General features: G+C 73.3%; 16 protein-coding genes. 5 read left to right on the forward strand and 11 right to left on the reverse strand.

Annotated features, from left to right (window positions below; genetic code table 11):
• Positions 1-22 precede the first annotated feature (22 nt).
• On the forward strand, positions 23-460 hold the full coding sequence (locus tag IE239_RS29275) for a hypothetical protein (RefSeq protein ID WP_190152422.1): 438 nt from the start codon (positions 23-25) through the stop codon (positions 458-460).
• A gap of 420 nt (positions 461-880) precedes the next feature.
• Positions 881-2,188: a chloride channel protein gene (locus IE239_RS29280; RefSeq protein ID WP_190152423.1), complete on the forward strand. Its 1,308-nt coding sequence runs from the start codon at positions 881-883 to the stop codon at positions 2,186-2,188.
• A 117-nt stretch (positions 2,189-2,305) separates the two neighbouring features.
• On the opposite strand, the gene IE239_RS29285 is transcribed toward IE239_RS29280, so the two are convergent.
• Entirely contained in the window at positions 2,306-3,724 is a 1,419-nt protein-coding gene (locus tag IE239_RS29285) for a DUF2252 domain-containing protein (protein WP_190152424.1), read from the reverse strand.
• A 479-nt stretch (positions 3,725-4,203) separates the two neighbouring features.
• Between IE239_RS29285 and IE239_RS29290 the strand changes: the two genes are divergently transcribed.
• Entirely contained in the window at positions 4,204-4,626 is a 423-nt protein-coding gene (locus IE239_RS29290; RefSeq protein ID WP_190152480.1) for a DUF6325 family protein, read from the forward strand.
• Between the two features lie 189 nt (positions 4,627-4,815).
• Here the strand turns inward: IE239_RS29290 and IE239_RS29295 are convergent, their stop codons facing one another.
• Positions 4,816-5,187: a hypothetical protein gene (locus tag IE239_RS29295; RefSeq protein WP_190152425.1), complete on the reverse strand. Its 372-nt coding sequence runs from the start codon at positions 5,185-5,187 to the stop codon at positions 4,816-4,818.
• Between the two features lie 457 nt (positions 5,188-5,644).
• The gene (locus IE239_RS29300; RefSeq protein ID WP_190152426.1) at positions 5,645-6,070 is read right to left on the reverse strand and encodes a DUF7144 family membrane protein; all 426 of its coding nucleotides are present in this window, start codon (positions 6,068-6,070) and stop codon (positions 5,645-5,647) included.
• A gap of 165 nt (positions 6,071-6,235) precedes the next feature.
• Here IE239_RS29300 and IE239_RS29305 point away from each other — a divergent pair, with 165 nt between their 5' ends.
• Both IE239_RS29305 and IE239_RS29310 read left to right on the forward strand, forming a co-directional pair.
• On the forward strand, positions 6,236-6,550 hold the full coding sequence (locus tag IE239_RS29305) for an SHOCT domain-containing protein (RefSeq protein WP_190152427.1): 315 nt from the start codon (positions 6,236-6,238) through the stop codon (positions 6,548-6,550).
• A gap of 133 nt (positions 6,551-6,683) precedes the next feature.
• Positions 6,684-7,517 (forward strand): SAM-dependent methyltransferase, encoded by an 834-nt coding sequence (locus tag IE239_RS29310; protein ID WP_190152428.1) that lies wholly within the window; start codon positions 6,684-6,686, stop codon positions 7,515-7,517.
• 111 nt (positions 7,518-7,628) lie between these two features.
• Here the strand turns inward: IE239_RS29310 and IE239_RS29315 are convergent, their stop codons facing one another.
• The 8 genes from IE239_RS29315 to IE239_RS29350 form a co-directional block, all read right to left on the reverse strand.
• Positions 7,629-10,040 carry a SpoIIE family protein phosphatase gene (locus tag IE239_RS29315; RefSeq protein WP_190152429.1) on the reverse strand — a complete coding sequence of 804 codons (2,412 nt, stop codon included), beginning with the start codon at positions 10,038-10,040 and terminating at the stop codon, positions 7,629-7,631.
• Between the two features lie 154 nt (positions 10,041-10,194).
• Positions 10,195-11,664, reverse strand: coding sequence for a sensor histidine kinase (locus tag IE239_RS29320; protein ID WP_229878380.1), 1,470 nt, complete (start codon positions 11,662-11,664; stop codon positions 10,195-10,197).
• Between the two features lie 11 nt (positions 11,665-11,675).
• The gene (locus tag IE239_RS29325; RefSeq protein WP_190152430.1) at positions 11,676-12,392 is read right to left on the reverse strand and encodes a response regulator transcription factor; all 717 of its coding nucleotides are present in this window, start codon (positions 12,390-12,392) and stop codon (positions 11,676-11,678) included.
• Between the two features lie 194 nt (positions 12,393-12,586).
• A complete protein-coding gene (locus tag IE239_RS29330; protein ID WP_190152431.1) occupies positions 12,587-13,309 on the reverse strand; it encodes an FMN reductase in 723 nt (240 codons plus the stop codon).
• Positions 13,306-14,397, reverse strand: coding sequence for an LLM class flavin-dependent oxidoreductase (locus IE239_RS29335; RefSeq protein WP_190152432.1), 1,092 nt, complete (start codon positions 14,395-14,397; stop codon positions 13,306-13,308). Before IE239_RS29335 ends, IE239_RS29330 begins: the two co-directional genes overlap by 4 nt.
• 170 nt (positions 14,398-14,567) lie before the next feature.
• Entirely contained in the window at positions 14,568-15,416 is an 849-nt protein-coding gene (locus IE239_RS29340; RefSeq protein ID WP_190152433.1) for a TIGR03943 family putative permease subunit, read from the reverse strand.
• Positions 15,413-16,438 carry a permease gene (locus IE239_RS29345; RefSeq protein WP_190152434.1) on the reverse strand — a complete coding sequence of 342 codons (1,026 nt, stop codon included), beginning with the start codon at positions 16,436-16,438 and terminating at the stop codon, positions 15,413-15,415. Before IE239_RS29345 ends, IE239_RS29340 begins: the two co-directional genes overlap by 4 nt.
• Before the next feature lie 6 nt (positions 16,439-16,444).
• Positions 16,445-16,918 (reverse strand): MarR family winged helix-turn-helix transcriptional regulator, encoded by a 474-nt coding sequence (locus IE239_RS29350; protein WP_190152435.1) that lies wholly within the window; start codon positions 16,916-16,918, stop codon positions 16,445-16,447.
• Positions 16,919-16,960 lie beyond the last annotated feature (42 nt).

Here is a 16,960-nt window from a genome sequence, read left to right on the forward strand (position 1 = left end):
GGGGAGCGGGAACGGTGGTCGGGTGGGGGTGACGTACAAGTACTTCGGCGCGCCCGACGGTGCTACGGCGGCCCGAGTCCCGATCTCGATGCGCCCCGAGGAACTCGGCGGCGACGAGCTCGGCATGAACGGCATGTTCACGAAGATCAAGCCGGAGACGATGGCCGCGATGGTGCTGACCGGCATCCAAGGCGTCCCCCTCCACAAGGTGCCCCCGCTGGAACTGGTCGTCCTCCACCCCGACTACGCCGTCGTGAAGCTGCCCATGACCGTCGTCGACCCCCTCCGCGACATCGGCGAGGAAGCGGTCGGCGCGGCGGCGTTCATCTGGTCCACGGTGCCCGACCGGGGAGGCCCCCGGGACGCCTTCAACGTGTACCAACTCCTGCACGAATGGCAGGACTTCAGCCATCGGTTGCATGAGGCGGGGCATCAGCCTTATTGCCTGGTTTGGCCCTGATCGCCTCTGAGCTGGGGTTTCTTGCGGATCGGGCGAGGTCTTCGGACCTCGCCCTTCTCGGTGCCGGGGGCGTCGGGCGGCCAGGAGCGAGCCGCCTGTCACCGCTGAGGCCCCGGGGCGTCGCCGTCGCGCGGAACGCCGAGAACGCCGAGATCGCGCAGGACGCCGAGACCGCGGAGCCGAGCAGGCTCCCCGGCGGGAACCGGCGGGCGGCGGCTCGGGAGGAACCCGCGCCGGGGTCCGCGCCGGTCCCTCCCAGGACGCGAACGGGCGGATAGCCTCGTCCCGAAATGCGGGGATACGGGGGGATCGCCTGCCGAGTCGACGAGCCGAGGAGGTCCCATCGCCGGGACGAAGCCGGAGGCGACCGCCGCGTCCGCGCCGCGGAGCCAGCCGCCGGAGGCCGACCTGCTGCGCACGATGCTGCGGCGGCCCGAGTACCTCAAGGCACTGGTCTTCTGCGGTCTGATCGGTGTTCCGGTGGCGTTGATCGCCTTCTGGTTCCTCGTGACGCTCAACCAGCTGGAACGGCTGATCTGGACGGACTGGCCCAAGGACCTGGGCTGGAAGCAGGCTCCGTGGTGGTGGGGGTTCCCCCTGCTCCTGGTGGCCGGCGTGGTCGTGGGGCTGACGGTCTCCCGGCTGCCCGGGCGGGGCGGACACGTCCCCGTCAGCGGTCTGCACGCGGGCGGGATCACCAAGGAGGCGCTGCCCGGTGTCCTCGTCGCCGCGCTCGTGGGCCTGCCGCTCGGCGTCGTGCTCGGACCCGAGGCGCCGCTGATCGCCCTGGGCGGCGGACTGGCCCTGCTCTTCGCGAGCTTCGCGCGGGCCCCGCAGACGGAGGCGAGCACCGCGCTGCTCGGGGCGGCCGGCGCCGCCGCGGCCGTCTCGGCGCTCTTCGGCAATCCTCTGGTGGGCGCGGTGCTGCTGATGGAGGTGGCCGGGGTCGGCGGTCCGCAGCTCTTCTCGGTGATGCTGCCGGTGCTGCTGGCCAGCGGGGTCGGGGACCTGGTCTTCACCGGGTTCGTCCACTGGACGGGCCTGCGGACCGGGAGCCTGGACATCGGCCTGCCCAAGCCGCCGCCGCTGGACTGGGCGGACGTCCTGTGGGTGCCGCTGATGGCGCCCGCTCTGGCGTTCCTGATCCACTGGATCTTCGTGGGAGGGAGGTACGCCGCCGGCTTCGTCACGTCCTGGACGGTGCGCAACACCACGCTTTGCGCGCTCGGCGTGGCCGGCTGCACCGCCCTCTACGCCGTTTCCACGGGCCGCTCCCCCGCCGAGGCCGCGCTGTCCGGGGAGAGCGCCCTGGCCGGGCTGGCGAAGGACGCGTCCGCATGGTCCGTGGGCGCGCTCGTGGCGGTGCTGGCGTTCAAGGGGCTCGCCTACGCGCTCTGTCTGGGCAGCCTGCGCGGCGGCCCGGTCTTCCCCGCGCTGTTCCTCGGCGGGGCGGCCGGCGCCCTGCTGGCGCCGCTGCCCGGCTTCGGTCTGGTGCCGGCGATGGCGGCCGGGATGGCGGCGTCCGTGACGGCGGCCCTGCGGCTGCCCGTCAGCGGTGCGGTGCTGGTCGTCCTGCTGCTGGGCAACGTGGAGACGGTGGCGCTCGTGGTGCTCGCGGCGGTGGTGTCCTTCGCCGTGACCCAGCTGCTGCCGCAGGGGCCTGCCGTTCCGGCGTTCAGAAGCCGGACGCCCGGCAGGACGTCCCGCCGGGAAGCGCCGGGCCCCTGAGGGCGGCGGCAGCGTGAACGACCGGGGCCTTCGGCCGGGCCCGATGCCCACCCGCCGCCCGGCCGTCGCGCCGCCCAGCCACCCCGCCGTCGCGCCGCCCCGGCGTCCGGCGTCGTCTCACGCCGACTCGGCGCGCACTCGTCCCGCGCGGACGGCGTCGAGGAGCGCCCGGTGGTCCTTCTCGTTCTGGTCCGCGTACAGCTCGGCGAAGGTCGCCAGGGCTCGGTCGAAGACGTCGCCGCCGCCCAGGTATCCGGCGATCGCGATGCGGTCGCCGGAGCGGGCGTGGGCGCGGGCCAGGGTGGCGCCGCAGAGCCACGCGAACATGGACATCCGTTTCGGCGACATGTTCTCGGTGGCGGCGATGCCCTTCATGTCCCTGAGCTGGCGGACGTAGAAGTCGCGGCGGCGGCCGTCGATGCCCGTGGTGCGCTCCCAGCCGAGGAAGATGTCGCTGGTCGCCTGCATCAGCCGCTGGCCGGCCACGACCCGTTCGCCCTGGGTGCGGTACCCGCCCGCGCCCGCGTAGGGGGCCAGCACGGACTCGTCGGCCTCCTTAGCCTGGAGGAACAGCGGGTCCTCGTCGTCCTTGCCGAGCAGCAGCACGATCCAGCAGCGGGTGCCGACGCTTCCCACGCCGACGACCTTGCGGGCGATGTCGGCGACACGATAGGTCTCCAGCAGGAACCGGCGGTCGGACTGCAGGGACTGGCCGTACCGCTCGACGAGGCGGCTGATCTCGGTCTCCAGCATGCCGCTCTCGGCCTTCGGCATCAGGCTCTCCAGGCGGACCAGGAGCGGCGGGTCGTCGGCGATCCTGCGCCGTCCGCCGACCACGTGGGTGAGCTTGTCGAAGACCTGGAGCGTGTCGTGCGAGCGGGCCTTCTCCCGGGTCGCGTCCCAGCGTTCGAGGGTGTCCGCGTCGAGGCGGGGGGCGAACGCCTTCTGCAGTTCGTCCGCCTCGAAACGGGTGTACCAGACCGCGAGATTGCCCATGCCGGCGTACTCCCGCATCCGCTCGCGGTACGACCGCACGGCGGTCCGCACCACGGACTTGCGCTCCTTGACGCTGAAGCCGTTGGCGCGGCCCGCGATGACCAGGCTGGCCGCGAGCCGCTTGACGTCCCACTCCCAGGGGCCGGGCAGGGTCTCGTCGAAGTCGTTGATGTCGAACATCAGCCGGCGTTCCGGGGAGGCCAGCAGCCGGAAGTTGAGCAGGTGCGCGTCGCCGCAGCACTGGACCCGGATGCCGGTGCGGGGCGTCTCGGCGAGGTCCGCGGCCATGATGGCGGCAGCGCCCCGGTAGAAGCGGAACGGCGACTCGCTCATCCGTCCGTAGCGGATCGGCACGAGTTCGGGGACCCGCTTCGCCGACTGCGCGTCGATGAGGTCCACCGGGTCGGTGCGCTTGCGCGGTGGCGTGAACTCGGCGTGCGCGGACCTCGGCACGGTGGACCGAAAGGACTTGCCGCGTTCGGCGCGTTCCCTCGGGGTGTGGTGGCGCAGTTCGTGGCCGGTGGGGTTGTTGTCGCTCATGGCGGACACTCCACGATCTGGTCGCCGAGGCCCGGGGGCCCTGGGGACACGGGGGCGCTGGGGGGCGCTGGGGGGCGGAAGGGTCGCTGGGGGGGAGCGGAAGGGTCGCTGGGGGCGGACGGCCGCTGCGCCGTGTCGCGGCGGGACGGACCGGACGGCGGGTCCCGCCCGGTCGGCGGATCCAGACGCAGCCGACACCGTCATGCACGGTCGCGACGGCGTCCGGTAGGTGAGGTCACGCGCCCGGGGCGGCCGAGGGCGGGCCGACCGCCACGCGTTCCTCCAACGTATCGCCGGTGGAGGAACGCGGCACGCCGACAGCATGCGACACCGGGTGCGAGGGCCTCTGCCGGGTGATGCAATGGCAGTCAGGGGGCCGCCGCACGAGCACCAGAGGTGAAGCCGTGAGCGAGCAGAGCGAACTGAAGCAGCAGACGCGGCAGTCCGCACCCGGCGGACAGGACGAGCCGATCGACGAGATGGGACCCGTCGACTACGTGGTGGTGGAGTTCCCCGGCAACCGCATGACGGGTGAGGGCTTCCCGCTGCTGGTCGATCTGGTGGACCGCGGCCTCATCCGGATCCTGGATCTGACGTTCGTCAGGAAAGGCGAGGACGGCTCGGTGACCGCCCTGGAGATCGCCGATCTCACCGGCGACGGCGGGCTCGACCTCGCCGTCTTCGAGGGCGCGCAGTCCGGTCTGCTCGGCCAGGACGACCTGGAGGAGGCCGCCGCGGCCGTCGAACCCGGCAACTCCGCCGCACTGTTGGTCTACGAGAACCGGTGGGCCGCGCCCTTCGCCGCGGCCCTGCGCCGCGGAGGGGCCCAACTGGTCGCCTCCGGACGGCTGCCCGTGCAGGCGCTCCTCGCCGCGCTGGAGGCGACCGAAGCCGCCTCGTGAACCCCGGCCGCCTCGTGAACGCCGTGTGACCCGTACGAAGCGCTCGGGCCGGCCCCGCGTCACATCTCGGGCCGGCCCGTCGCCGCGCCCTGGCCGTGTCGCGCACGGCCGGTCCGCCACACCTGGGCCCTTAGCCGGTGCGCCGTGCCCCTTGGTTCGCCCGCCGGTCCCCCCTGGCACAGGCGCGGCTCAGGCGCCTCCGCCGACGACGGAGTAGCTCAGCCACGGGGACTGGCCGGGCGTGAACGGGACGGACATCTGCGTCCCCAGATAGAAGCTCTCTCCGCCGGTGCGGCCGCTCTGGTCGTCGCCGGCCTTCGTCAGCACGCAGTCCTCGCCGACGTAGAGCCGGATGTCGTCGACGGTGTAGTTGCGCACGCTGTGGGCGCCGCCCGGCAGACGGTGGCATCCGTCGTCGTCCGGGCTCTGGATCTTCACGACCCGTCCCGTGGGGGTCGTGTACTGGAGGGTGCCGAGGGCGGAACCACTGCTACAACCGGCGACGGCAAGCAGGAGGAAGACGGCTCCTGCCCGTCGGCGGGCGCGACTGCGACAGATCATGGCGACGGGTCCTCGTCTGTGTGGGAGGCCGGCGAGGAGCCGGAGCCTCTTGGCACAAGGCTGCCGGGCCCCGCGGCCGTCGGCATCCGGAGCGGGACCGGTCGACTGACCGCGGACGTCCGCCCGGCGTACGCCCCCGACGGCCGGCCGTGACGTCGGCCGCTCCACGGACGCCGGACGCCGCCGACGCGGGAGGCTCTGCGGCGTCGGCGCGGGAAAACCCGCTGACGCGGTGACGCCTGCCGAAGCGGGAATTCCGGCGAAGCGGGAATGCCCGCGATCGCGGAACCGCCTTACGCGGAAAGGGAACAGCGCCGGCCTCGGAGGAAGGGGATGAAGCAGCTCTCCGGTGGTCCTGCCGCACGGTTCCGGCCGCCACCCGGCACGGGGTCCGGCCGCCACCCGAGGGATGACGGCCGGAGCCGGACGGCGCGGTGCCCGCGGGAGAGAGATGTGGTCAGATCGCACGTTCCCTTTGCGGGCCGACGCAGAGGGCCCAGATCACGAATCCGTCGATGACCATCAGCGTGATGGCCCAGAACGGATACCAGGGCAGCCAGACGAAGTTGGCGATCAGGTTCAGACCCGCCGCGGCGATACCGACGACGCGGGCCCACATCGCCCCGGTGAACAGGGCCATACCCGCCAGCACCACCAGGATGCCGAGGGAGAAGTGCAGCCAGCCCCAGCTGGTCAGGCTCCACTGAAAGGTGAAATTGCGCGTGGTGACGAACACGTCGTCCTTCGAGACGGCGGATATTCCCTCGAATATCGCCAGGACGCCGCCGAAAATCATCATGATCGCGGCGAAGATCGTCCATCCGGAGACTTCAGCCATTTCCCGGGAGGTGGTCCGGTGCATTCCAGTGCTTTGTGTGGCCATTTTGCGGGCTCCTTCAACTGGGCCTCGACGCCGGGACGACCGCCCGGTCGTGGACACAAGTCCAGACTGCCACCAGTCGGCGTATTCGGCAGATCGGGCCAGAAATCGCGGCACACCGCGCAAGGTGGTCCAATGGAACGGACTATGGACGAAAGGGGATGGGCCATGCCGGGTCTTCTTCGCGGAGTCGCCCGCACCGCCGTCGTGGCGGGTACGGCGACCGCCGTCTCCAACCGTGTGTCGCGCCGTCAGCAGGGACGCTGGGCGGCCCAGGAGGGTCAGGAGGGTTACGCGGAACCCTCGCCGCAGTCCTCGCCTCAGCCCGCCGGGCAGCCGCAGGCGGCACCGCAGGCCGCGCCCCAGCAGGCCGACGACTTCGGCGACAGGATCGAGCACCTCAGGCAGCTCGGCGAGCTCAAGGAACAGGGGGTGCTCACCGAGGCCGAGTTCGAGGAACAGAAGCGCCGGCTCCTGGGCTGAGCCGGCGCCGGGCAACTGCCCTGGACCGGGCGGCGGTTGGATAGGTGAGGGCGTGTCAGGATGATGCTCCGACAGTCACCCCTCCCGGTTCATCCGGCGGCAGGACACCAGGTCCAGGGCGGAGCCAGGCAGTATGACCTCACCTCACGGCGGCGAGGCCGCCGACGGCGTCGGCACGTCACCGGCGATCGACACGAGCAAGCCCCACCCCGCACGGATGTACGACTACCTCCTGGGCGGCAAGGACAACTACGAGGTCGATCAGGAGGCCGCCGAGAGGTTCATCCGGACGGCTCCGGAGGCCCGGGCGGCCGTCCGGGCCAACCGGAGGTTCATGCACCGCGCCGTGCGGCACGTCGTCGGCGAGGGCGGCGTCCGGCAGATCCTCGACATCGGCACGGGCCTGCCGACCGAGCCCAACGTGCACCAGGTGGCGCGCGCCATCGCCCCCGGGACCCGCGTGGCCTACGTCGACAACGACCCGATCGTCAGCGCCCACTCGCGGAGCCTGCTGGACGACGACGACGACCGCACTTCCGTCGTCCTGGCCGACCTGCGCGAGCCGCGCACCGTCCTCGACCACCCCGACGTGCGGCGGGTCATCGACTTCGACGAGCCGGTGGCGCTCCTGCTGGTGGCCGTCCTGCACTTCCTCACCGAGGAGGACGACCCGGACGCCGTCGTCGCCACGCTGCTCGACGCGCTGCCGGCCGGGTCCCACCTCGTGCTGTCCCACGCGACGCTCGACGTCCACGAGCAGGCCCGCGCGGAGGCCGTGAACGTCTACAGGAGCGCCACCGCTTCCATGAACCCCCGCGGCCACGACCGTGTCCTGGGCTTCTTCGGCGACCTCGCCCTCGCCGAGCCGGGCCTGGTCCTCGTCCCGGACTGGCGCCCCGACGAGCCCCCGCGGCCCGACGTCCCGCCGATCGGCATCTACGGCGGTGTGGCCCGCAAGGGCGGCTGACCGGGCCGGGCGGGGAGCCGCGGGCCCGTGCGGATCGTCCGGAGCCGTTCGCCGACCAGGCGCGGGCGGGCGCCGATCGGGCCGTCGCCCGGTCCGGCGTCGGCCATGGGCTCAGAGCCACGAGCCGTCCGGCGGCCCGTCGACGGTCTGCTCCGCCCAGATGGTCTTGCCCTTGGCGCCGGGACGGGTGCCCCAGCGCCGGCTCAGCTGGGCGACCAGCAGCAGACCCCGGCCGCCCTCGTCGTAGGTGCGGGCCCGGCGCATGTGGGGGGCGGTGCCGCCGCCGTCGGAGACCTCGCAGATGAGCGTCCGGTCATGGATGAGGCGCAGCTGGACGGGCGGTTCGCCGTGCCGGATCGCGTTGGTGACCAGCTCGCTGACGATCAGCTCGGTGACGAAGGCGGCGTCGGTCAGCCCCCAGGCCTCCAGCCGGTCGACCGCGCGCTTGCGGGCCTCGGCGACCGCGGCGGGGTCCGAGGCCACGTCCCAGGTGGCGACGCGGGAGGCGTCGAGCCCCCGGGTGCGGGCGACCAGGAGCGCCACGTCGTCGGAGGGCCGGGGAAGCAGGTCGGCGAGGACCGTGTCGCACACCGCGTCCAGCGAGGCGGCGGGCGCGGCCAGGGCCCGGCACAGCCGGGCGGCGCCGTCGTCGGCGTCGCCGCCGCGGGAGCGGGAGTCGATCAGGCCGTCGGTGTAGAGGGCGAGCAGGCTGCCTTCGGGCAGGTCGATCTCCAGCGACTCGAAGGGCAGTCCGCCCAGACCGAGCGGCGGCCCGGCCGGCAGGGCCAGCAGGTCCACCTCGCCGTCCGGAGTGACCACGGCGGGCAGCGGATGGCCGGCCCTCGCCAGGGTGCAGCGCCGGGCGAGCGGGTCGTACACGGCGTACAGACAGGTCGCCCCGACGTCGCCTGCCGTCTCCGGGTCGCCCAGCGCGTCGGTCTCGGCGGCCAGCAGGCCCACGAGGTCGTCGAGGTGGGTGAGGAGTTCGTCGGGAGGCAGGTCGATGTCGGCGAGGGTGCGCACGGCCGTGCGCAGCCGCCCCATGGTCGCCGAGGCGTGGATGCCGTGTCCCACGACGTCGCCGACGACCAGCGCCACCCTCGCCCCGGACAGCGGGATGACGTCGAACCAGTCGCCGCCCACACCGGCCCGCAGGTCCGCCGGGAGATAGCGGGAGGCCACCTCCACCGCGGACTGCTCGGGCAGCCGCTGCGGCAGCAGGCTGCGCTGCAGGGCGACGGACGTCACCCGCTCGCGGGTGTAGCGCCGGGCGTTGTCGACGCAGACCGCCGCCCTGGCCGCCAGCTCCTCGGCGAGGACCGCGTCGTCCTCCTGGAAGGGGTCCGGGCGACGGTGGCGCGCGAAGACGACGACGCCCAGCGTGGTGCCGCGCGCCGACAGGGGCACGGTCATCAGCGAATGGATGCCGTGGTCACGGATGCGGGCGGTGCGCAGCGGGTCCCCGACGACCCACTCGGGCAGTGCGGCCCGGTCGATGCGGGCCCGCACGGAACGCCCCGAGCGCAGACTCTCCACCGGCGGGGAGCCCTCCGGGTACGCGTCCACGCCACCGGGGGCCAGGACGGCCTCGGGGGCGCCCGGCAGCACCGACCGGTGGGCGACGCGCCGCAGCCGCGGCGGACCGCCGGTCAGGGGGTCCTCCCGCCCCTGCTCGAACGAGGTCAGCAGATCCACGCTGACAAAGTCGGCGAGGCCCGGCACCGCCACGTCCGCCAGCTCCTGCGCCGTGCGCGTCACGTCGAGCGTGCTGCCGATCCGGGCGCTGGCCTCCGCGATCAGCTGGAGGCGCTCGCGGGCCCGGTGCTGCTCCGTCATGTCGTGCCCGGTGGCGGCCACGCCCAGCACCCGGCCGTCCGGGTCCTCGACCCGGTAGAGGTGGACCGACCAGGCGTGCTCACGGGACTCGCCCGGGGCCTGCGCGTGGTCCTCCACGCACTGCGGCTCACCGGTCTCCAGGACCTGCAGCATCCGCCGCTCGACCTCCCGCGACAGCGGCGTGGGGACCACGTCCGTCATCCGCAGCCCGCGCAGCTCCTCGTCGCTCAGGCCCAGCGCGGCCTGCGCGGTCCGGTTGGAACGGCGGTGGCGCAGGTCGGTGTCGAACACGGAGGTCGCGCAGGACGGCGACTGCAGGAAGCCCCAGCGCATGAGCACGTCGTCCTCGGGCCGGACCGGCCGGAGCGGGGCGCTGACCAGGAGCCAGTCGCGGCCCCCGTCGTCCCGCGTCCGGCGGTGCGCGAGGACCCTGGCCTCCAGGCGGCTGCCGTCCCGGCGGCGCAGGGTGAGCGTGCCGTGCCATCGGGACCGTCGCGCCGCCTCGTGAAGGTCCGCCGGGGCGGACTCTCCGGCGAGCAGCGTCCCCGCCGGCCGGCCGAGGATCTCGCGCGGTGTGTATCCCAGCAACCGCGCGGCCCCGGCGCTCCAGCCGGTCACGACGCCCTGTTCGTCGACGGTGACGCGCGCGGTGAGCGGCTCGCCGACGACGTCCGATACCTCACTCACACACTCATCTCACTCTCGCGCACAACTCGCATTACGTATCATTCCCCCCACCTCTCGCCTCAAGCCCACCGCCCCCGCACCGCCCTCCCACAGCCGGCGACAAGGCGAAAAGGGGGCCTCGGGACCGCAGCGGCCGCAGGGGCCGCAGGCCGCGTCAGTCGCGGTACTCGCGGGGGTGGCCGTCGTCGTGTGTGCGGTCCGGGAGGCTGCCGCCCGCCGTGAAGCCGATCACCGTGCCGCCGCCCGCGCGGCGGAAGGCGAACGGCGCTCCCCCGTGGGCCAGGGCCACCTCGCGGACGATCGACAGGCCGAGGCCGGAGCCCGGCAGGGAGCGCGCGTCCGCGGCCCGGTAGAAGCGGTCGAAGACGCGGGTCAGATCGGCCTCGGCGATGCCTGGCCCCCGGTCGCAGACCTCGACGCGGACGACCCCCGGCCGGGCGGGCCCGGTGACGGCGATCTCGACGGGCGCGCGGCCGTCACGGTCGAACTTGGTCGCGTTCTCCACCAGGTTGGACACGGCCCTCTGCAGCATCCCCGGCCGCCCGTGGACGGTCGTCTCACCGCTCGCCCGGAGCAGGACCTGCCGCCCGGTGCGGCGCCGGGCCAGGCCCGCGACCTCCTCCGCGACGTCGGCGAGGTCCAGTCTGCGCGGCGGCTCGGCGTCGGACTGGCCGGCCGCGAGGTCGACGAGCTCGTTGACCAGGTCGGTCAGCTCGCGGGCCTCCTGGGTGAGGTCCGCGACCAGTTCGTCGCGGGTGTCCGGCGGCAGCTCGTCGATACGGCGCAGCAGGGAGATGTTCGTCCGCAGCGACGTCAGCGGTGTGCGCAGCTCGTGGCCCGCGTCCTGGACGAGCCGGCGCTGGTCCTCCTCCGACTGCGCCAGCCGGCCCAGCATGCGGTCGAAGGCCCGGCCGAGACGGCCCACCTCGTCGTGCCCGGTGACCGGCACCTGGACGCCCAGCCGGCGGGTGCGGGCGACGTCCTCGGCGGCGGTGGTGAGGATGACCAGCCGGTGGGTGATGCGCCGGGCCAGCCACCAGCCGAACAGCCCGGCGGCCGTCACGACGGCGATCATCAGGATCAGGGTGCGCTGCTGGAGCGCCCGCAGCAGGTCCTCGGTGTCGCTGAACTCCTGCGCCACCTGCACCGCGCCCCGGCCGCCGCCCAGAGAGACGGTCGCGATGCGGTAGACGTCGCTGCCGACGTCAACGTCCTTGTGGACGGCCATCCTCCCGGCCGCCGGGGCGGCCGCGGCCGTGCGGTCCGCGGCCACGACCGGCAGTCCGGGGCTGCCGCTGTCCACGACCGAGCCGTCCGCCCCGAGGACCTGCACGTCCGTGCGGGCCGGCCGCACGATGTCATGGCCGGGCGCGGCGGAGGAGAAGTCCTCCGGCGCCATCCGGTGGCCGCGCACCTCGTCCCTCAGGTCCTGCACGACCTCGTCGAACACCGACTCCTGGTCGACCCGCACCAGACGGGCGGCCGCCGAGTACGACAGGACGCCGACGAGGACGGTGACGGCCGCGGTCACGGCCGCGAAGGACACCGCGAACGTGGTGCGCAGCGACACCAGCTTCGGCCGCGGCCGGGACAGCAGCCGGCTCAGCCGGCGCGGACGGCTCACGCCCGCTCCCCTCAGTCCTCCCGCAGCACGTAACCCACGCCGCGCACGGTGTGGATCAGCTGCGGGGCTCCCGGCTGGTCGAGCTTGCGGCGCAGATAGCCGACGTAGACGGCGAGGTTCTTGGAACCGGGGCCGAAGTCGTAGCCCCAGATGCGGTCGTAGATCGTGCCGTGGTCCAGCACGATCCCGGCGTTGCGCACCAGCAGTTCGAGCAGCTCGAACTCGGTCCGGGTCAGCTCCAGCTCCCGCTCGCCCCGCCACACCCGCCGCGCCTGCGGGTCCATCCGGAGTCCGGCCGCCTCCACGAACCGTCCGGGCGACTGCCGGGGAGGCTCCGGCTGCGCGGGCGGCGCGGCCTCGGCGCCGGTCCGGCGCAGCAGCGCCCGCAGCCGGGCGAAGACCTCCTCGACGTCGAACGGCTTGAGGACGTAGTCGTCGGCGCCCGCGTCCAGCCCCGCGATCCGGTCGGCGGTCTCCACCAGCGCGGTCAGCATCAGGATGGGCGTGCGGTCGCCCTCGGCGCGCAGCACCCGGCAGACCTGAAGGCCGTCTATCCCGGGCATCATCACGTCGAGGACGAGCACGTCCGGCGGGTTCTTGTGGGCCTGCGCCAGCGCCTCGACCCCGTCGGCGACCGCGGTGACCCGGTAGCCCTCCAGGGCCAGGGCGCGCTCCAGGGCGTGGCGGATGGCACGGTCGTCTTCGGCGAGCAGAACGGTGGGAGGCACCCGCCCAGTCTGCCAAGGCCTCCGGTGGTTCCGCGGCGGGGGCGGTTCCGCGATCACCCTTCTTACCCGGATCTCACCGTCCGGTCGGGCCTTCCCCCGGGACGGGCCGGACGGGCCGGACGGGCCGGACGGGCCGGACACGTTCGCCCGCCCGGCGCTCGGCGACCAACCGGTCACCGGTCAGCGGCCACCGGTCACCGGGCGGCCAGGGCCGCCAGCTGTTCGGCGAAGGGCACCACCGTGAACCCGCCCGCCTCGCGCTTTCCGGCCTCTCCGTGCCGGCCGTCCCTGCCGTCCTGCCCGTCCGTCTCGTGAGGCCCGTCCGTCTCGTGCTGCCCGGCCGCGTGCTGCCCGGCCGTCTCGTGCTGCCCGTCCGTCTCGGAGCTCGTCGGGCCGGACCGCGTGGACAGGCCCGTCATCAGCGCCGCCAGCTCCCCCGCCGCCCGCTCGATCCGCTCGGGCAGGCCCTGCGCGCCCCAGTCCTCCGAGGCCGCGTAGACCGCGGTCGGGACGACGACGGCCCGCAGGTAGGAGAAGAGCGGCCGCAGAGCGTGCTCCAGCACCAGCGAGTGACGGGCGCTGCCGCCGGTCGCGGCGATCAGCACCGGCTTGCCCGCCAGCGCCTCCTGGTCCAGCACGTCGAAGAACGACTTGAACAGACCGCTGTAGGAGGCGGAGAACACCGGTGTGACAACGACCAGTCCGTCCGCGCCCGTGACCGCCTCCTGGGCGGCGGCGAGCTTCCCGCCGGGAAAGCCGTTGGTGAGCTGGTGGGCGATCTCGACGGCGAGGTCGCGCAGCTCCACGACCTGGACGTCGACGGACGCCCGCCCCTGCACCGCCCGGGCCAGCCGGTCGGCCAGCAACCGGGTCGACGACGGAACGCTCAGCCCCGCCGAGACGACGACGAGCTTCATGCCACGACCTCCTCGGTCTTCTTCCGGGCGAGCAGCGACGCGTGGGTGGGCGCGTCCGGCACGTCGGCCGGCCGTCCGACGGCGAACTCCTTGCGCAGCACCGGCACGACCTCCTCGCCGAGCAGGTCGAGCTGCTCCAGCACGGTCTTCAGCGGCAGCCCCGCGTGGTCCAGGAGGAACAGCTGGCGCTGGTAGTCGCCCGCGTACTCGCGGAACTTCAGCGTCTTCTCGATGACCTGCTCGGGCGTGCCGACGGTCAGCGGGGTCTGCTCGGTGAAGTCCTCCAGGGACGGCCCGTGCCCGTAGACCGGCGCGTTGTCGAAGTACGGCCGGAACTCACGGACGGCGTCCTGCGAGTTCCTGCGCATGAACACCTGGCCGCCGAGTCCGACGATGGCCTGCTCGGGCGTGCCGTGCCCGTAGTGCGCGTACCTGGCCCGGTACAGCTCGACCATCCGCTTGGTGTGGTCGGCGGGCCAGAAGATGTTGTTGTGGAAGAACCCGTCGCCGTAGAAGGCGGCCTGCTCGGCGATCTCGGGCGAGCGGATGGAGCCGTGCCAGACGAACGGCGGCACGTCGTCCAGCGGGCGGGGCGTGGAGGTGAAGCCCTGCAGCGCGGTGCGGAACTTCCCCTCCCAGTCGACGACGTCCTCGCGCCACAGCCTGCGCAGCAGGGCGTAGTTCTCGATGGCGAGGTTGATGCCCTCGCGGATGTCCTGCCCGAACCAGGGGTAGACCGGGCCGGTGTTGCCGCGGCCCATCATGAGGTCCACGCGCCCGTCGGCCAGGTGCTGGAGCATCGCGAAGTCCTCCGCGATCTTCACCGGGTCGTTGGTGGTGATGAGGGTGGTGGAGGTGGAGAGGATCAGCTTCTGCGTCTGCGCGGCTATGTAGCCGAGCATCGTCGTCGGGGACGAGGGCACGAACGGCGGGTTGTGGTGCTCGCCGGTCGCGAAGACGTCGAGGCCGACCTCCTCGGCCTTCAGCGCGATGGCGACCATGGCCTTGATCCGCTCGCGCTCGGTCGGCGTACGGCCCGTCGTCGGGTCCGGCGTGACATCGCCCACCGTGAAGATCCCGAACTGCATGGTCGCTCACCCTCCAAAGTTGTTGACGGTTCAACTATACCCCTGCAACGAGCCTCCCGCGGTTTCTATTCCGACCTCCCGCGACTCCCCGACGCCCTCCCCCGCCGGCCCCTTCCACCGGCCTTTCCTGCCGACTTCCCCCGCCCGCCTCGCCTCTTCCGCCCCCGCGGTCAGCCGAGCGGCACGGCGTCCATATAGGCGTTCGACGGTTTGCCCACCTTCGTCACGTTCCGTGCGTCCACCGCCACGGCGGCCGACGACGTCCCCAGCGCCCCGCCCGGATGCCAGGTCCCGTCCACCGTCACCCAGGTGTCGGCCTTCGGCGCCGCCGTCCCGTACACCCGCACCTTCAGCGTGGTCGAATCCGCCGCACAGCAGCTGATGACGATCCGGGTGAGGTACCAGCCGTCCCCGTCGGCGGACGTCACGAAGCCGGTCATCCGGACCGTGCGCCCCTCGATCGCCCGCGAACGGTCCTGCTGCACGCGCTGGGTGAACTCGGTGAGCGTGATCGGGAGCGGCGAGGCCGCCGGCAGCGGATCGAAGTCGTCCTCCTGCACCGCGACGACCTTGGCGGGCTCCCGGGACGCGGTGTACGAGCCGAGGGCGGGCGGGGCGTAGAAGAGCAGGCTCAGCACGGGCAGGAACAGCAGCCAGGCGACCCGCGGCACCCGGGAGTGGTCGTGTCCGTGCCCGCCGTCCTGATCGCCCTGGCCGCCGTCGCCGTCGCCGTCGCTGCGGCCGTGGCCGTGGCCGTCGGCGTGGCCGTCGGCGTGGCCGTCTCGGTGGCCGCGGACCTGGACGGGATCGTCGCCGTGCACGGGATCGTCGCCGTCGTCGCCCCGGCGGACGGGCCAGGCCTCCGCCGCTCCCAGCCCGACGAGCAGCACCCCCGAGGCGATCAGCAGCGGCCGCATCCCCTCCTTCACGAACCGGAGGTACTCGTCCGTGAAGAGCGAGGTGTGCAGCAGCCCCAGCCCCGCGAGCACCAACAGCCCCACCTGCGCGAACCGCTTCACAGCAGCACCCCTCCGATCGCCGCGCTGCACACCACCGCGACCACCGCCGTGGCCGCCGAGAACCGCACCGCGAAGGCCCGCCCGAACGTCCCCGCCTGAAGGGCGATCAGCTTCAGGTCGACCATCGGGCCCACGACCATGAACGCCAGCCGCGCCACCGGCGAGAACCCGCTGAGCGACGCCGCCACGAACGCGTCGGCCTCGCTGCACACCGCCAGCACGATCGCCAGCGCCGCCAGGAACAGCACCGACAGCCACGGCGAACCGGAGAAGGCGTCCAGCACCGACCGCGGCACCGCCACGTTGAAGGTCGCCGCCGCCATCGCCCCGACCACCAGGAAGCCCCCGGCGTGCAGGAAGTCGTGCTGGAAACCGCGCCGGAACTCCGTCCAGCGGCTGTGCCCCGGCCGGTGCCCGGAGTGCCGCGCCACCGGGCGCAGCCACTCCTCCCGGCCCAGCCACAGCCACAGCCAGCCCATCGCCGCCGCCGTCACCAGCGACGCCGCGAGCCGGGCCAGCACCATCTCCGGGCTGCCGGGAAACGCCACCGCCGTCGCCGTCAGCACCACCGGGTTCACGGCGGGCGCGGAGAGCAGGAACGCGAACGCCGCGGCAGGGGTCACCCCGCGCCCGATCAGGCTGCTCGCCACCGGCACCGACGCGCACTCGCACCCCGGCAGCACCACCCCCGCCACCCCGGCCACCGGCACCGCCAGCGCCGCCCGCCTGGGCAGCAGCCGGCTGAAGACGCTCGCCGGCACGAACGCGTTGATCGCCCCCGACAGGGCCGTGCCCAGCAGCAGGAACGGCAGCGCCTGCACGGTCACCGCCAGACACACCGTCCGCCACGCCTGTACCGCGGGCTCCTCCAGCGTCCGCCCGACCAGCACCAGCGCCAGGCCCGGCGCCACCGCCGCGCCCAGCAGCATCAGCGGCCAGTGCCGCGGCAGCCCGCGCCCCGCGCCGGCGCCCCGCCCTCCTTCGGCCGCCGCCGCGGCCGGCCGTATCTCCGTGTCCTGCATCCGCCCCTAGACCCGGCCTTCCCTCAACCGCACTGCCTGTTCCGCGCCGAACTCCACCGTCCGCCGCATGTGCCGGACGATCACCGCGAGTTCGGCGTCCGCGAGATCCTCGAAGAGCGGCATCCAGTCGCCGCCCAGCCGCTCCCACATCCGCGTGAACTGCGCGGTCCGCTCCGGCACCGTCGCCACCAGCACCCGCCGCCGGTCCGCGTCGTCCCGCTCACGGACCACATAGCCCGCCTTCTCCAGCCGGTCCACCAGCCGGGTCGCCGACCCGGTGGTCAGCCCCGTCAGCTCCGCCACCCGGCCCGTCGTCACCGGCTCACGCTCCAGCACCAGCAGGTTCAGACACTGCAGATCCGTGGGATGCAGCCCGAGACGGTCGGCGAGGGCCTGGTTGAACAGAGCGTAGGCGGCCATGTACCGACGGGAGACCACGGACAGCTCGTCCAGCAGCCGCGACCGCACGTTCCCGGACATCGCACCCCTTCGTCGGCGCCTCCGTCGGCGTCGTCCGCGCAT

Origin of the sequence: Streptomyces humidus (genome assembly GCF_014649655.1) — a bacterium.
GTDB classification, from domain to species: Bacteria; Actinomycetota; Actinomycetes; order Streptomycetales; family Streptomycetaceae; genus Streptomyces; species Streptomyces humidus.

Excerpts from the sequence above, each read along its gene's own strand:
- IE239_RS29280 (WP_190152423.1), top strand. The coding sequence starts at position 881 with ATGCTGCGGCGGCCCGAGTACCTCAAGGCACTGGTCTTCTGCGGTCTG.
- IE239_RS29305 (WP_190152427.1), top strand. The coding sequence starts at position 6,236 with ATGCCGGGTCTTCTTCGCGGAGTCGCCCGCACCGCCGTCGTGGCGGGT.
- IE239_RS29285 (WP_190152424.1), bottom strand. The coding sequence starts at position 3,724 with ATGAGCGACAACAACCCCACCGGCCACGAACTGCGCCACCACACCCCG.
- IE239_RS29350 (WP_190152435.1), bottom strand. The coding sequence starts at position 16,918 with ATGTCCGGGAACGTGCGGTCGCGGCTGCTGGACGAGCTGTCCGTGGTC.
- IE239_RS29295 (WP_190152425.1), bottom strand. The coding sequence starts at position 5,187 with ATGATCTGTCGCAGTCGCGCCCGCCGACGGGCAGGAGCCGTCTTCCTC.
- IE239_RS29335 (WP_190152432.1), bottom strand. The coding sequence starts at position 14,397 with ATGCAGTTCGGGATCTTCACGGTGGGCGATGTCACGCCGGACCCGACG.
- IE239_RS29330 (WP_190152431.1), bottom strand. The coding sequence starts at position 13,309 with ATGAAGCTCGTCGTCGTCTCGGCGGGGCTGAGCGTTCCGTCGTCGACC.
- IE239_RS29345 (WP_190152434.1), bottom strand. The coding sequence starts at position 16,438 with ATGCAGGACACGGAGATACGGCCGGCCGCGGCGGCGGCCGAAGGAGGG.
- IE239_RS29300 (WP_190152426.1), bottom strand. The coding sequence starts at position 6,070 with ATGGCCACACAAAGCACTGGAATGCACCGGACCACCTCCCGGGAAATG.
- IE239_RS29290 (WP_190152480.1), top strand. The coding sequence starts at position 4,204 with ATGGGACCCGTCGACTACGTGGTGGTGGAGTTCCCCGGCAACCGCATG.
- IE239_RS29310 (WP_190152428.1), top strand. The coding sequence starts at position 6,684 with ATGACCTCACCTCACGGCGGCGAGGCCGCCGACGGCGTCGGCACGTCA.